A 13804-nucleotide genomic window follows, 5' to 3' on the forward strand; every position below is an offset into this window, starting at 1 on the left:
AGATATATTTAAAGGAGGAGCGATAAAGATGCAGATTGACGACATGATCGAAATGATTAACGAGCAATGGACCGATATTTATTACTTGCTGCACTATACAAACAAGGACAATCTTACACATCAAGCCATTCGCTTATTGCAGTATATTGAAAAAAACGGAGAGGCGACAATTGGAGATTTAGCAGAACATTTGGCAGTATCTCATAACACGGCTTCCGAACATACAAAGCGGTTGATAAAAAAAGGATTGGTTAGTAAAAAAAGAGGCAGTCTTGATGAGAGAAAAGTATTTGTTGTGTTAACGGAGGAAGGAAGGCACATCTTATATCGGCATACCCGATTAGACAAAGAAAAATTAAAAAAAGTTCTGGTACAAATGGATCCATGCGATGCCGAACTGATTCGAAAAGCGTTTGCGATTCTCAGTGAAGGAGCAAAAAAATGTTTGCGTTAGTTAAAGTAATCGTTTCCGCTGTTTTGATTAGTATTATCACAGAAGTAGCAAAAATATATCCGAAGTTCGGGGGAATAATCGCGGCATTGCCGCTAGTCAGTTTATTAAGTTTATGTTGGTTGTATTTCCAAGGGGAGGAAACACAACATTTAAGTAAATTTTTATTTGGCGTATTATGGGGATTTCCGGCAACCACTTTTTTGCTGCTAGTCACAGCCTTATGTTTAAGGGCTTCTTTTCCCCTGATCGTATCTATTGCCCTTGGCATCGGCGCCTGGGGAATGTCTTTGCTCATGCAGAACATCATATCCAAACATCTATAAATCAAAAACTGCCCATATTTCCATGATAAAACTAAACACCATCTTTATTGAATAAACAGCTAAAACCCCCTATAATGAGGTAAGAAAGTGTCTTTACACTTGTAATAATAGGGGGATTGACATGAATCAAAAGGCAATTTCGCAGCGGAAGCTGTTAGGAGTGGCCGGACTTGGCTGGCTGTTTGACGCGATGGATGTCGGCATGTTGTCGTTTATTATGGCGGCGTTGCAAAAAGATTGGGGGTTGACGGTGGAACAAATGGGCTGGATTGGCAGCGTCAACTCGATCGGAATGGCGGTCGGCGCGCTTTTATTTGGCTTGTTAGCCGATCGGATCGGCAGAAAAAATGTATTCATTTTGACGCTTTTATTGTTTTCCGTCGGCAGCGGGCTATCTGCTTTGACGACGACATTGGCGGCGTTTTTAGTGCTGCGCTTTCTCATCGGCATGGGCTTGGGCGGCGAATTGCCGGTCGCATCGACGCTTGTCGCAGAAAGTGTCCCAGCGAAAGACAGGGGACGTGTCGTTGTCCTGCTCGAAAGCTTTTGGGCGGGAGGCTGGCTTGTCTCGGCTTTCATTTCGTACTTTGTCATTCCGAAATACGGATGGCAAATGGCGTTGCTGCTTGCGACCGTCCCAACGCTGTACGCGCTCTATTTGCGCTGGGGTTTGCCGGATTCGCCGCGGTTTGCGGGCGTGCGGAAAGAAGAAACGGTATGGGACAATATCGTGAAAGTTTGGTCGACTCCTTATCGTAAAGAAACGATCATGCTGTGGGTGCTTTGGTTTTGCGTCGTCTTCTCGTATTACGGCATGTTTTTATGGCTGCCAAGCGTGATCGTGATGAAAGGGTTCAGTCTCATTAAAAGTTTCGAATATGTCTTGATTATGACGCTGGCGCAGTTGCCGGGCTACTTCAGCGCCGCATGGCTCATTGAACGAGCGGGTCGGAAATTTGTGCTCGTCACGTACTTAATCGGCACCGCCGTCAGCGCGTACTTCTTTGGAAACGCCGACTCCCTTGCACAGCTGATGACTTCGGGCATTTTGCTTTCCTTTTTCAACCTTGGCGCTTGGGGGGCGTTATATGCCTATACGCCGGAGCAGTATCCGACGTCCATTCGCGGCACAGGAGCAGGGATGGCCGCGTCATTTGGCCGTCTCGGTGGCATTTTAGGTCCGATTTTTGTCGGCTATCTTGTCGCCCAGCATACCGCGATCACCACCATTTTCGCGGTGTTTTGCCTGTCAGTGTTTATTGGCGTAATCGCCGTCTGGGTGCTAGGCAAAGAAACAAAGCAGCAAGAGCTGGCATAACAGTTGACAAAAAAGGGAAGGAGCTATACCTTTAAGGATAATTGCTCCTTCTTTTTTGTGTGGAGAAAAAGAGAGGCGGTGAACAGGCTTGCGTCCCCTTGTATCGGTTGTCGTTCCTACCTATAATCGTCCGCACCCGCTCGCGGAGCTGTTAGAGTCATTAAGCAGGCAGACGTATCGGCATTTTGAAGTCGTCCTTGTCAATGACGGCGGCGAGCGCGTCGACGACATTGTCGCGCTATATCCGGAACTCGCTGTCCGCCTCATCCATTGTCGCGACAATATCGGACATGTCGAGGCGAGAAATATCGGCGTGAAAGCGGCAAGCGGGGAGCTTGTCATGCTTTGCGATGATGATGATTTACTGCTTCCGTCCCATATGGAGCGGATGGTCGCGGAAATCGCGGATGCCAATTTTGTATATTCTGATGTGGAAATTTTCCATTATCGAGTCGAAAACAACCAGCGCATCCCGACGGCCCGCTTTTTATTCGCTTATGACTATGACCGGGAAGCGATGCGGAAATTTTCGACCTATGTGCCGTCGGGGAGTTTGTACCGAAAAGCGATTCATGACTGTCTTGGCTACTTTGATCCGTATGTTCACCATTATTGGGACTGGGACTTTTTTTTACGCGTGTCCGCGGCGTGTCGCGTCAAACGTGTCGCGGTGGCGAGCGTATTGTACGCTTTTGCGGACAACGGCGACAACTTGTCGCGACAGATGAATGACAAGCGGCGCATGTACTTAAACCGGTTAAGTGAAAAGCATGGGCTTGGCGACTTGCCGATGAAAAACTTTTGGCTGCTCCTTGAAGAGCCGGAGGTGAAAAAGCGGCGCGCCAACAGCAAAGTGATATGGGACGGGTCTCCGATCGTATCTAGGCTGGCCGAGCGGCAAAATCGCGTGTAAAAAATGCGGCGGGCCATTGACGAGCGTTTTGCGATTTTGCTATTATAATTAGCAAAATGGATATATGGTAACGATGATGGACCAATAGTAGTTAACCCTCTCTTCGCTAGCGAGCCGGGGATGGTGGAAGCCCGGTGAAGATGGTTAATGAAACGGCAGTCCGGAGTTGCTCGTTCAAAAAGTGGATGCGAGACGATCGCATCAACTAGGGTGGAACCGCGGGAGTCACGCTCTCGTCCCTAGGCATCAGGCCTAGTGGCGAGGGCGTTTTGTTTTCGAAAAAAAGCAATGTGGAGGAGGAAGCGAAGATGGCAGCAACAATGGAAGAAATCGTAGCCCACGCCAAACATCGCGGCTTTGTCTTTCCTGGTTCAGAAATTTACGGCGGTTTGGCGAACACATGGGATTACGGCCCGTTAGGAACGGAATTAAAAAATAACATTAAGCGGGCATGGTGGAAAAAATTTGTCCAGGAATCCCCGTATAACGTCGGCTTGGATGCGGCGATTTTAATGAACCCGAAAACGTGGGAAGCGTCCGGCCATTTAGGCAACTTCAACGATCCAATGGTCGACTGCAAACAGTGCAAAGCGCGCCACCGCGCCGACAAGCTGATTGAAAATGCGCTAAAAGAAAAAGGAATCGAAATCGTGGTCGACGGACTTCCGTTTGAGAAAATGGAAGAGCTTATTCGAGAGCATCACATCGTGTGCCCGGAATGCGGCAGCCATGATTTCACGAACGTGCGCCAATTTAACTTAATGTTTAAAACATATCAAGGCGTCACCGAATCGAGTGCCAATGAGATTTATTTGCGTCCGGAAACGGCGCAAGGCATTTTCGTCAACTTTAAAAACGTGCAGCGCACAATGAGAAAGAAGCTGCCGTTTGGCATCGCGCAAATCGGCAAAAGCTTCCGCAATGAAATTACGCCAGGCAACTTTACGTTCCGCACCCGCGAATTTGAACAAATGGAGCTTGAGTTTTTCTGCAAGCCTGGCGAAGAGTTGCAATGGTTTAATTACTGGAAACAGTTTTGCAAACAATGGCTGTTGTCATTAGGGATGAAAGAGGAAAATATCCGCCTCCGCGACCATACGAAGGAAGAGCTGTCGCACTACAGCAACGCGACGACGGATATCGAGTACAAATTCCCATTCGGCTGGGGCGAGCTGTGGGGCATCGCGTCGCGAACCGATTACGATTTGAAACGGCATATGGAATATTCCGGCGAAGATTTCCATTATCTCGATCAGGAAACGAATGAACGGTACGTCCCTTACTGCATTGAGCCGTCTCTTGGCGCGGACCGCGTCACGCTCGCGTTTATGATTGACGCCTATGACGAAGAGGAGCTCGAAGACGGCACGACACGGACGGTGATGCATTTGCATCCGGCGCTTGCCCCTTATAAAGCAGCCGTCTTCCCGCTGTCGAAAAAGCTATCGGAAGGCGCGCGCCGCATTTATGAAGACCTGTCGAAATATTTCATGGTGGATTATGACGAGTCCGGTTCGATCGGCAAACGCTACCGCCGTCAAGATGAAATCGGCACCCCGTTCTGCATCACGTACGACTTTGATTCCGAACAGGACGGCATGGTGACGGTGCGCGACCGCGACACGATGGAGCAAGTGCGCATTCCGATTGCGGAGCTAAAAAGCTTTTTGGAAGAAAAGATACAGTTTTAAGGGAAAAGAAAACAAAAGCCAGCGCTTTTCGTGCGCTGGTTTTTTTGTTTCAAGAGGGGAAAACTAATCGGTAATGAAAAAGGAAGTTTATCTACATGTTGCCATTTATTATATCTATTATATCCATCATGCTTGCCGTCATGAACGTTTCGCTCGCTTTCCGTTACCTGTTGAATGGGGAAAATATGCTTATAGGTTTGGTAAAAAGTGCTATGTTATAATAAATACATAAATTGTATAAACAGGCATGGAGGTTTCCGCATTTGTGATTCTGAAAAATGTATATCGTTTTGAACGCGTTCATTTATCGCTTGCCGCGTTTAGCCTCTGTTTCTTTTTTTTGCATCGCATTGGGTATGAGCAGTTGATGCCGTTTTACGACGGGACGAGCTATGTTTCTATTCATCTAATTTTAGAGTTTATTAGCATTGTTGTTTCCTTTTCCATCGCCATTCAAGGGTGGATGATTTTTCCGCATACGCTGTCGATGCAGCGGTTATGGCTGGCGGCGCTCTTTTTTTCCGTTGGGATATTGGATTGGTTTCATACGCTGACCTATCCGGGCATGCCGCCGTTTTTAACGCAGCCGTCGTTTCATGAGTCGGTTTGGTTTTGGATATTGGCAAGGAGTACCGAGGCGTTAGGGTTGTTGTTTATTTTTTCACGTCCGGATGAAGTGATAGAGCAGCCGAGCGACCACCGGCTCCATGCATTTTTCTTTTCGTTTGTATATACGGTTGCGATGATTGTCGTCGTTTATTTATATTCTTCGATGTTGCCAGCTGTCGTTGTGGAGGGAAAAGGAACAACGCTCTGGAAACACGGGATGGAATATGCGGTATGTTTCATTCACGCCGCGACAATGATTTGGATATTCCGCCGCTATCGGAAGCGGCGGTCGCCAGCGCTGTTATATTTGTTGCTTGCTTTGTTTTTCTTTATCCTTTGCGAATGCCAGCTGGCGATGGATGTCGGCGTTAACGATTTATACGCGCTATGGGCCCATATTTATAAGGCTGTCGGTTTTTTGTATTTCATGAGAGGTATTTACTTAGAAAATATTGAACAGCCATATATTGAGTTGAAGCAGCATGAACAACAGCTTGAAATGATGACCAATGCCCTTGGCGAAGGGGTCATTATGCTAAACCGGGAAGGGCGGATCGTATGGATGAATCCGGAAGCGGAGCGGCTGTTAGGCTGGTCGTTTGCCGAGGCGAGGAATAAGCCGCTGTTTGAATTTATATACCGCGTCGGCTCGACAAGTGACGTGTGGAGCCGCAAAGATCTTATTCGCCTGATTAAGCCGTTAAAAAACGGGGAAGTCATCCGCGTGGATGAAGAGGAATTCTGCCGCAAAGACGGAACGTATTTGCCGGTGAGCTATACGTTGGCGCCGGTGTTGGAAAACGGGACGTTGACGAGCATGGTGGTCGTATTCCGCGATATGACGGAGAAAAAAGAAAAGGAGCGGTTGGAACGCGAGCGGCAGCAGCTTGATTTGGAGCTGTCGCTGGCCGCCAACATGCAGCGATCCCTTCTCCAGGACCTAAAGGAGATGAAACTGCCTTCCTATGTGGATGTCGGGGTATTAAGCGTTCCTGCCCGCATTTTAAGCGGCGACTTTTACCATTTTTCCGCTCACCAGACGTCCTTTTCCGTCGGCATCGCTGACGTGTCGGGAAAAGGGATCCCGGCGGCGATGCTGATGACGTTAATGAAGTTTATTCTTGACCGCACTCTTCATTACGGAACGCAGCCGCATATTTATTTGGATTTATTAAATCGGTTTGTGTATGACTATACGGAGGCGTCCATGTTTGTCACGATGTTTGTTGGAAATTACAATGAAAAGAACCATACATTTTCCTACGCAAGCGCGGGGCATGAGCCAGGCCTTTTATATCGGGCGGAAACGCATGAATGCGTGCCTCTGGCGACAGAAGGATGCGCGCTTGGGCTGTTTCCGCAGTTTGCCTTTGAAACGAAGTCTGTCCGCCTGGAGTCAGGGGATATCATTTTGTTATATACCGATGGGGTGACAGAGCGGCGAGACAGCGAAACAGGGGATGACTTTTCTGTATTGGCCGAGATGATGAAGAAAATCGATACGACAAAATCGGCGCAAGAAATCATTCATGATTTGTATGAACAAGTAAAAGCATATCATCAATACGAGATCAAAGACGATCAGACATTGCTATTGCTTCGCCGCAAATGAGAAAAAGGAGAAAAGGGATCCTTTTCTCTTTTTTTGTGCCGTTACAATGTATTGGTGGCTGCTAACCATTGTTTGAGCTTTTTCATGGCTCGCTTTTGAATGCGGCTGACGGTCATTTGTGAAATGCCAAGCTGGCTCGCGATAGAGCGCTGGGTTTCGCCGCGGTGGAAAATCCACTTCAGTATGAGCCGTTCTTGTTCGCTTAGCTTTTGCATCGCATCTTCTAAGTCGAGGCGGTTAATCAGTGTTTCAAAATCATCCGTTTCGTCGGCGACGAATTCGCCAATCGTGCTCGCGTCTTTTTTTCCATCCTGCAGCGGCGCATCCATGGAAATGGCTTGATAATGCTCGCGACCTGCTAAAATTTCAATCGTTTCTTCAACGGATGAGCCTAAATATCGGGCAATTTCTTCGACATTCGGAGAGCGTTCCAGCTTCATGGTTAGCTCGTCAATCGCTTGTTGCACTCTGGCGCCTTTTTCTTTTACTTTCCGTGGGACTTGAATATACCATGCTTTGTCGCGCAAATAGTTTTTCATATAGCCGATCAAGCTTTTCATCACATACGGCTTCAGGTTTGTCCCTTGGTTTGGGTCATAATGCTCCAGCAGCCTTAAAAAAGAAAGGCGTCCAACCTGGAATAAGTCTTCGTAAAGATCGGGGCGGTTGCGCGACATTTTTTTGGCGGCGGCGATGATCAGCGGTTCAAAATGAAGCAGTAACTTGGTCGCGGCTTCTTCTGCCTTCGTCCTTTGGTAATCGCGAATAAGCTGCTTAAGGTTACTCTTGGATGGAAGAGGAGGATATGAATTCATGGTTATGCTCTCCTTCGTTCCGATTGAGAAATTTGGTTAAAATAACTTCCGTTCCGTCAATCGTTAATACTTCTACTTGATCCATCAATGCCTGCATCATAAACAAACCGAGACCACCGATTTTCGCAGCGTCTAATGATTGATGGTGAAGGGATGCCGCCTGTTTTGCTTCTTGTTCGTAGTTAAAGCTTTTCCCATAGTCTTTGACGATGATGCGGATGGCATCGGGCTGCATTTCGAAACGGAGATCGATGCGTCCGGTTTCATCATCATAGGCATGAAGCACGGCGTTATTGCACGCTTCCGAGACGGCGACTTTCATGTCTTCGATGTCTTCGTAGGAAAATCCCATTTTTGCCGCCACTCCGTATAACGAAAGGCGTGCTAAGTCGATAAACTCTGCTTTCGCTGGAATCGATAGCTGCACAACTTGTTCAAACTCTTTCATCGTTCGCCTTCTGTCCTTTCTGTTTTGTTGTTTCACGTTCTGCCGCAAAAAAGCGGGAGACGCCGGTAAGGTCGAATAAACGTTGTATTTTCGGCGGAATGTTCTCAATCAAAACAGGAGCTTGCAATTGCTGGCGCCGTTTTAGTAATGATACAAAAATACCGATTCCGGTGCTGTCAATATAGGTTAAATCCTTCAAATAGATGACAAGCGTTTTGGTTTTATCATTGGCCAGCGGTTCGGCGATGTTTCGGAATTGTTCAGCGCTTGCCAAATCGAGCTCGCCTTTTACATGGATGACATGCCTGTCGCTCTGTTCCTCATGAATCACGTCAAACAGTTTCGTGTTCATTGTCTGTTCACCTCATTGCCGAATGATGGATGCTTTTTGTTTATATCATTATCATACCATAAATTGGGCTATTGCAGTGGATCCGGTATTTTCCCGTACGCTTGTAGTTCTTTATTGGTTCGCAGTTTTTCCATTTGTTTTCCGAGCAACTTGACGTCTTTTTCATTATTCGTCATATAGCCGCTGACCAATTCTTGGCTTTCCTTTGTTTGCACGGTGGCACCGCATTTTTCCAAAATGTCCATCCAGCTCTCATGAACAGGTTCATCAATCACTAACAATATGCTTCTTGAGTGGCTATGCTTTATGTTCTCGAAAAGATGGGCTCGGTCAAAAGAAGAGGATACAGTCACGCCTGTTTCGTTTTGGATATATTTCGCCGCCTCCTCATCCGCCGTGGCGATCGCAAGGCGATGTTTTGGCAGGGCGGCCTGTAACAATGCGTGAATGGCGCGAATGGCTTCCGATGTTTTCGCAAAAACAGCAACAACGGCCATCAAACCACTCCCTTTCAATGTTTACAACAGATTTACCCATATTTTAAAATATTGAAACAGCAACTATGGTGGATATTTTTTAAGGAGAAGAAAAAGGGGGAAATGGAATTTATCTTCCTCTCTGAACGGTTTATTTAGCCTGTTCGATTTGGTACATTAATAATAAGCAAACGAAAAGGGGTTAGCGAGATGGCTATTTTGAAAAATGACTGGGCTCCGCTATTGGAAGAAGAGTTTCATAAGCCATATTACATAAAACTGCGCGAATTTTTGAAAGAAGAATACCGTACACGGACGATTTATCCGGACATGTACGATATTTTTAATGCGCTTCACTATACGCCGTATGCGCAAGTGAAAGTCGTGATCTTAGGACAAGACCCGTACCACGGGCCGGGACAGGCGCACGGGCTGAGTTTTTCTGTCAAACCGGGAGTGCCGCTGCCGCCGTCGCTTGTCAATATTTTTAAAGAGCTTCACGATGATTTAGGATGTTACATTCCAGACAATGGATATTTGGTAAAATGGGCGAAGCAAGGAGTGTTGTTATTAAACACTGTATTGACGGTGCGCCGCGGGCAGGCCAATTCCCATAGAGGAAAAGGATGGGAGTTTTTCACAGATCGCGTCATTGAGCTCGTAAACGAAAAGCAAGATCCGGTCGTCTTTCTTTTGTGGGGGCGGCATGCGCAGGCTAAAAAAGAGCTCATTACGAATCGGCATCACTACATTATTGAGGCGCCGCATCCAAGCCCGTTTTCGGCGTCACGCGGCTTTTTTGGCCATCGCCCGTTTTCGCGGACGAACGCGTTTTTGCAGCAATGCGGGTACGACCCGATTGACTGGCAGATTGAGAACATAGGAAACAAAGCTTAAGTGATATGGATGAGACGAGGAGTGAACACATTGGCGATTTCGATTGCGACGATTTTGGCAAAAATGGAGGAAGAGCTGCAAAGAGCAAGGACGGCGGGCAGCCCGCAGCGCGTGCGGGAGCATATCGCCGCTGTGCGTGCTTTATGTGACTTGGTGTTGGAAGAAGAGGAAGAACGAGAAATGCCGGCGGTTTCTTTGCCGGAAGCGCCGCCGCTTTTGATTCGGCAAGAAAAGGGAGAGCGAATCGATATCGGCGACGATGCGAACGGTCCGTCGCTATTCGATTTTTAAGTATAATTTTCTCATAATCGGTAGGCAAAAGGGAATAATGGTCAATAAACGGAGGTGGCAATATGTCAGATCGTTTTGATTTTTTCCCTTTTGTTGATACCGATGAAAATGAAGTAAAATTGTCCCACGATCGTTACGAAGTATATGTGAACGGCGATTTTGTCGGATATAAGACGCTGTTTGGCTCTAACGAGGACGTAGTGGATGTGGAACAGTTTTTGCGAAACCAAGGCTTTTCGCAAATTGAAGCAAAAGTGGATGGCGATCATTATGAAATTCACGCCGACCGTGATGAAGAAGAAAAAGTGAAAAAAGTGCTGGAAATGTATTTACAGCAGCGCTGAAAAACCCTTCTGAAGCAGAAGGGTTTTTCTTTGTTGTCGAAATACGTTATGATAGGGGTGAAAACTGTGCAGGAGAGGGCGGAGATACCATGAAAACGTTTGTCTTCCTTGGAGCGCTGAATGCCTTTTTAGCTGTTGCGCTTGGGGCGTTTGGGGCGCACGGGCTCGAGGGGAAAATTCCCGACCGTTATTTTGAAATATGGAAAACAGCGGTGCAGTACCAAATGTTTCATGCGCTTGGCCTGTTTGCCGTTGGGCTGCTGCTTGGCAAGTTTCCGCAAGCGGGCTTGATCAGCACAGCCGGCTGGATGATGTTTGTCGGCATTGTCTTATTTTCCGGAAGCTTGTATGTGTTAAGCGTGACGCAAATCAAACCGCTTGGAGCGATCACCCCGTTTGGCGGCGTTGCGTTTTTAATCGCGTGGGTGCTGATCGGTTATGCGGCAATGAAAATAGGTTGAAAGGAGCGTTTCCATGAAGCGCTCCTTCTTTCTTTTTTCGAATATAAACGGTTCTTTGCGGGTGGCAAATGGCCGAAAGTTTTTCTGACGTTCATTTACGGGGATAACCATATGCCAAAAACAAAGAGCAATCCGAAGACCCAGTGATGCCAGGCAGCCCATTTCATGCCGCTGATTTCTTCCATCCGTTCGGCTCCATAGCGGAAACACCAGCGAAGCCGAATGGCTAGCGGCAGAGCAAGCAAGGCTATTCCCGCTGTCCATGGAACGATATGGAAAGCGATCAAACTAATCATGGACAAGTAGGCGAGGGCGAGTATAACGGCAAGAAAACGTACAGCGCCCGCGCGTCCGAGAACGATCGTCAAGGTGCGGCGAAATGTCCGGTCTTTTTCGATGTCGCGTATATTGTTGGATAAAATCATGGAAGCGATCAGCAAGGCGAAAGGAAAAGAGACGGCAAAAACCTGGGCATCGGGTGAATCGCCTTGCACGGTATAGGCGAGGGAAGTGGCCACCGGTCCCATGAATACAGCAGCGACAAGCTCCCCTAAGCCTAGCGACGATAAAGGACGTGGGCCGGCCGAGTAGGCGTAACCGAACAAGATTCCTAAAGTGCCGGCGATGGCAATCCATAAACGGCTGTGCCAGGCTAGGTATGCACCAAGCAGCACCGCCGCAGAGAGCATGACGCCGGCGACAGCAGGAACAACATGATGGGCGGGGCCGCGGCCGAATGACGGATCTCCGGGTGCCGCCCACTTGTCGCGGTCTTGGCCGCGCAGGACGTCAAAATAATCATTTAACATATTTGTCGCCGCTTGTACCAATAGGGCGGCGACAAGCATTGCCGCAAACATGTCGGCGCGGACGTGCCCCTTTTTAGCGGCTAAGACAGTGCCGGCCAGCACCGGACTGAGCGTGCCAGTGAAGGTCAGCGGCCGCATGAGGTGAACCCACGAAAAGCGATAGGACCAGTTATGACGACGATAACCAGAACGATGTTCCTTCGTGATGCCCAATCTGTTCACCTCCTTGCAGCGTAAGTACGCTTCTATCAGCGCAGCAAAAGCATACAGATGATCAAAGCGACAAAGCCGATGACTTCTACCGACTCTACGGCGACGATGGCCGCCATTGCCTTCGCCAACGGCACGGAGTCGCCGCTTTCTGCTTGTTGCCAAAGGGAATTGTCGGTAAAAATGTTCATTGCCTGCCGATAGCTGACAAACACTCCCCATGCCAAGGTAACAAGGCCGATGAGAAGGGCGGTCAGCCATATATGGCCGTATGTCGTGTTTCACAAGTCATGCCAATGGCGGATCGGTCCAGCGACGGTGCCGAGCAAAATGCCGGTTATGATCACTCCGGAGCCTGCCAATGTCAGCGGCCAATGCGTCCATTGCATTAGAGAACGAAAAAATGGCTGCTGCTGGGAAGTCGGCATCGTTTTCGCTACGGGGTAGATCCCCCAACCGATAAAGAAAATGCCTCCTACCCAAATCATCGCGAGGATGATATGTATTCCCAGCAGAACTTCATGAACTACCCAGGCCATGCCGGGTCACCTCTTTTGCTTTGTTCGAGAACATTATACAATGTGGCATGCGTGCTAAGTGTGATTGGCATCACATAATCAGGGTGAATGTGCGGCCAGGTTGGAGCTTTTCCTGAGGCGGAGCGGCGTGGGGATGGAATAAAAAATAAGGTTGCAATTCGCAACCTTATTTTTAGCGGTTATCGTGGGGAATAACTGCTCAATTGCGTTGTCGCCCCAGCAAACGGATATTCATAAGCAATTTCCCCTTCAAACACGATGTAATCAAGATAAATCATCGGCAATAAGTAGCGCATTCCTGTTTGCGGATCGCTTAAGATCAAATGGTCGCGCCCTGCCGCTTCGATGTTGCCGCGGAATATTTTTGCGTTCCATTCCCGGTTGTTTTCAAACGTCATATATACGGTAACGAGTTTTCCTTTGTTGAGGCGCAAAATGTTTTCAATGTAAGACTCTTCAATCGGCAGCATCCCCGGAATGGACGGCTGGCTCGCCGTTGTCGGCGTTTGCATTGCGAAAGAAGGCGTTTGTAAGCCAAATGCAGGAGTTGGTGTCGTCATCGGTTGCGGGGAATAGTATGGATAAGCTGTTGGGTAATAAGCTTGTGGATACATATAACCATATGGATACGGCTGATAAGGTTGATAAAATTGATATGGTTGTTGGCGTTCATCGTCTAGCGGATTATACGTATTTTCATAGGAATTTTTGGACATGGAAAAACCTCCTCTATAGAAATTTAATAATATACTCTTGGGCAATCACTCGGTGATGGCGCAAAAAAGCAATGCGATTTATAACGGCCGACGTTCCGTTGACCAAACCACTGCGGTGGACAATCTGCGCCCGCTGGAGGTTTAAAAAACCAAAGCGCATAGGTGGCCGGATGGTACCGCCAGCCGCGAAGCACTTGACGGGCTAATTGCATGTCTAGTTGTCTTGCTCGTTGATAAAAATATCCTTTTTGCACTGCTTCAAAGCCGCCCGGGCTTTGAAACACCATTTGGCGGATGGTGCGTATTCCCCGAAAGTCAAGGCAATCGGCGATGCAACGGTTCACTCCGACGTTTCCTACCATTAACATGCCAAGCCGTCCGTCACCTTCTGCTTCCGCCCGCATCAGCCTTGCCAGCAGTCTTACGTCTTCCTCTGTATGTGCAACAACAGCCATGTCGTCACCTCAATTGTCTTTTTTCTCGACAATAATAGGCTATTGATACAAAGGAGGAATGGTGACAACGT

At 47.9% G+C, this 13804-nt stretch carries 19 protein-coding genes; 10 read left to right on the forward strand and 9 right to left on the reverse strand.

Annotated elements, in window-relative coordinates; translation table 11 throughout:
• Positions 1 to 28: 28 nt before the first annotated feature.
• The 6 genes from BV455_RS09190 (at position 29) to BV455_RS09215 (ending at position 6920) form a co-directional block, all read left to right on the forward strand.
• A complete protein-coding gene (locus BV455_RS09190) occupies positions 29 to 454 on the forward strand; it encodes a MarR family winged helix-turn-helix transcriptional regulator (RefSeq protein WP_017436952.1) in 426 nt (141 codons plus the stop codon).
• Positions 442 to 777 (forward strand): DUF3147 family protein, encoded by a 336-nt coding sequence (locus BV455_RS09195; protein ID WP_017436951.1) that lies wholly within the window; start codon positions 442 to 444, stop codon positions 775 to 777. Before BV455_RS09190 ends, BV455_RS09195 begins: the two co-directional genes overlap by 13 nt.
• A gap of 121 nt (positions 778 to 898) precedes the next feature.
• Complete coding sequence (locus BV455_RS09200) at positions 899 to 2095, forward strand: MFS transporter (RefSeq protein ID WP_042406902.1); 1197 nt, start codon at positions 899 to 901, stop codon at positions 2093 to 2095.
• Between the two features lie 88 nt (positions 2096 to 2183).
• On the forward strand, positions 2184 to 3008 hold the full coding sequence (locus tag BV455_RS09205) for a glycosyltransferase family 2 protein (protein ID WP_081161427.1): 825 nt from the start codon (positions 2184 to 2186) through the stop codon (positions 3006 to 3008).
• A gap of 308 nt (positions 3009 to 3316) precedes the next feature.
• The gene (locus tag BV455_RS09210; RefSeq protein ID WP_017436948.1) at positions 3317 to 4699 is read left to right on the forward strand and encodes a glycine--tRNA ligase; all 1383 of its coding nucleotides are present in this window, start codon (positions 3317 to 3319) and stop codon (positions 4697 to 4699) included.
• 247 nt (positions 4700 to 4946) lie between these two features.
• Positions 4947 to 6920: an MASE3 domain-containing protein gene (locus BV455_RS09215; RefSeq protein WP_409993891.1), complete on the forward strand. Its 1974-nt coding sequence runs from the start codon at positions 4947 to 4949 to the stop codon at positions 6918 to 6920.
• Between the two features lie 41 nt (positions 6921 to 6961).
• Here BV455_RS09215 and BV455_RS09220 read toward each other — a convergent pair whose 3' ends face one another.
• From BV455_RS09220 to BV455_RS09235, 4 genes are all read right to left on the reverse strand, one after another.
• Positions 6962 to 7735 (reverse strand): sigma-70 family RNA polymerase sigma factor, encoded by a 774-nt coding sequence (locus BV455_RS09220; RefSeq protein ID WP_218687938.1) that lies wholly within the window; start codon positions 7733 to 7735, stop codon positions 6962 to 6964.
• Positions 7701 to 8183, reverse strand: a complete 483-nt coding sequence (rsbW, locus tag BV455_RS09225; RefSeq protein ID WP_218687939.1) for an anti-sigma B factor RsbW — start codon at positions 8181 to 8183, stop codon at positions 7701 to 7703. The genes BV455_RS09220 and rsbW overlap by 35 nt, the downstream gene beginning before the upstream one ends.
• Positions 8170 to 8535: an STAS domain-containing protein gene (locus tag BV455_RS09230; RefSeq protein WP_017436939.1), complete on the reverse strand. Its 366-nt coding sequence runs from the start codon at positions 8533 to 8535 to the stop codon at positions 8170 to 8172. The genes rsbW and BV455_RS09230 overlap by 14 nt, the downstream gene beginning before the upstream one ends.
• Before the next feature lie 68 nt (positions 8536 to 8603).
• Positions 8604 to 9032: a hypothetical protein gene (locus tag BV455_RS09235; protein ID WP_061578867.1), complete on the reverse strand. Its 429-nt coding sequence runs from the start codon at positions 9030 to 9032 to the stop codon at positions 8604 to 8606.
• Between the two features lie 189 nt (positions 9033 to 9221).
• Between BV455_RS09235 and BV455_RS09240 the strand changes: the two genes are divergently transcribed.
• The 4 genes from BV455_RS09240 to BV455_RS09255 all read left to right on the forward strand — a co-directional run bounded on the left by BV455_RS09240 (position 9222) and on the right by BV455_RS09255 (position 11004).
• Positions 9222 to 9908: a uracil-DNA glycosylase gene (locus BV455_RS09240; protein ID WP_042406881.1), complete on the forward strand. Its 687-nt coding sequence runs from the start codon at positions 9222 to 9224 to the stop codon at positions 9906 to 9908.
• Positions 9909 to 9938: 30 nt separating this feature from the next.
• Entirely contained in the window at positions 9939 to 10199 is a 261-nt protein-coding gene (locus BV455_RS09245; RefSeq protein ID WP_218687940.1) for a YwdI family protein, read from the forward strand.
• A gap of 62 nt (positions 10200 to 10261) precedes the next feature.
• Positions 10262 to 10543 carry a hypothetical protein gene (locus BV455_RS09250; protein ID WP_175244117.1) on the forward strand — a complete coding sequence of 94 codons (282 nt, stop codon included), beginning with the start codon at positions 10262 to 10264 and terminating at the stop codon, positions 10541 to 10543.
• A gap of 89 nt (positions 10544 to 10632) precedes the next feature.
• The gene (locus BV455_RS09255; protein WP_017436934.1) at positions 10633 to 11004 is read left to right on the forward strand and encodes a DUF423 domain-containing protein; all 372 of its coding nucleotides are present in this window, start codon (positions 10633 to 10635) and stop codon (positions 11002 to 11004) included.
• Positions 11005 to 11099: 95 nt separating this feature from the next.
• Here BV455_RS09255 and BV455_RS09260 read toward each other — a convergent pair whose 3' ends face one another.
• From BV455_RS09260 to BV455_RS09275, 5 genes are all read right to left on the reverse strand, one after another.
• On the reverse strand, positions 11100 to 12035 hold the full coding sequence (locus BV455_RS09260; RefSeq protein ID WP_245005342.1) for a prenyltransferase: 936 nt from the start codon (positions 12033 to 12035) through the stop codon (positions 11100 to 11102).
• Between the two features lie 26 nt (positions 12036 to 12061).
• Positions 12062 to 12238, reverse strand: a complete 177-nt coding sequence (locus BV455_RS20315; protein WP_245005343.1) for a hypothetical protein — start codon at positions 12236 to 12238, stop codon at positions 12062 to 12064.
• A 66-nt stretch (positions 12239 to 12304) separates the two neighbouring features.
• On the reverse strand, positions 12305 to 12562 hold the full coding sequence (locus tag BV455_RS20320) for a hypothetical protein (RefSeq protein ID WP_245005344.1): 258 nt from the start codon (positions 12560 to 12562) through the stop codon (positions 12305 to 12307).
• 179 nt (positions 12563 to 12741) lie between these two features.
• Positions 12742 to 13278 carry a spore coat protein GerQ gene (gene gerQ, locus BV455_RS09270; protein WP_017436931.1) on the reverse strand — a complete coding sequence of 179 codons (537 nt, stop codon included), beginning with the start codon at positions 13276 to 13278 and terminating at the stop codon, positions 12742 to 12744.
• A gap of 23 nt (positions 13279 to 13301) precedes the next feature.
• Positions 13302 to 13733 carry a cell wall hydrolase gene (locus tag BV455_RS09275; RefSeq protein WP_081159784.1) on the reverse strand — a complete coding sequence of 144 codons (432 nt, stop codon included), beginning with the start codon at positions 13731 to 13733 and terminating at the stop codon, positions 13302 to 13304.
• Positions 13734 to 13804: the final 71 nt, after the last annotated feature.

Source organism: Parageobacillus caldoxylosilyticus (assembly GCF_019272935.1).
GTDB lineage: Bacteria > Bacillota > Bacilli > Bacillales > Anoxybacillaceae > Saccharococcus > Saccharococcus caldoxylosilyticus.